The sequence below is a fragment of the Micromonospora sp. KC721 genome, assembly GCF_004348355.1.
Taxonomy (GTDB): Bacteria; Actinomycetota; Actinomycetes; order Mycobacteriales; family Micromonosporaceae; genus Micromonospora.
The window spans coordinates 1-502 of record NZ_SMJY01000423.1 but is presented as its reverse complement, the minus strand read 5'-3'; the positions used below and the strand labels follow the sequence as shown (position 1 = coordinate 502).

General features: G+C 62.2%; 1 protein-coding gene. It reads left to right on the top strand.

Annotated elements, in window-relative coordinates:
* Nucleotides 1–203: 203 nt before the first annotated feature.
* Nucleotides 204–502: hypothetical protein (locus E1182_RS30770; protein WP_132271212.1), on the top strand; the 299-nt coding region annotated here is incomplete at its 3' end.

Below are 502 nucleotides of genomic sequence, written 5' to 3'. Positions count from 1 at the left end.
GTCGTCTCCTGCTTGTCCCGCGTGCCGAACTCAATCCGGGGCTCCGCGCCCAGGAAGGCAACCGCCTGGAAAGTCGCGGCCTGGTCCACGATGAACGTCTGCGGCATGGTCTGTTCCTCCCAAGGGCTATGCTCTAGCCTTTAGAGCATCGAGTGAAGTCGACTCTAGTCATTAGAGACGAGACCGTCAAGGGAGTAAATCTGATGTCGCAGTCCGCGCCGGTACCCAAGGACCTGGCACAGTGGGTCGAGCAGCAGATCCGCGACCTGACCGATCTCGTAGCGGAGTCGAAGACAGTCAGTGATCATGACACGGATCACCAGTCCCAATGGACCCTCAACCTCTTGGAAGAGCTGTCTCGGGTCGAGACCATCAGCCGGCGGGTTGTCCACCTACTCACCGCGTACGCGCTGCGGAACAGGCTCGCGTCGGCGACCGCCGTGGCGAAAGCCACCGGGGTAACGATCACGGCCGCGCAGAACCGGAACGGGTCCGGACTGGC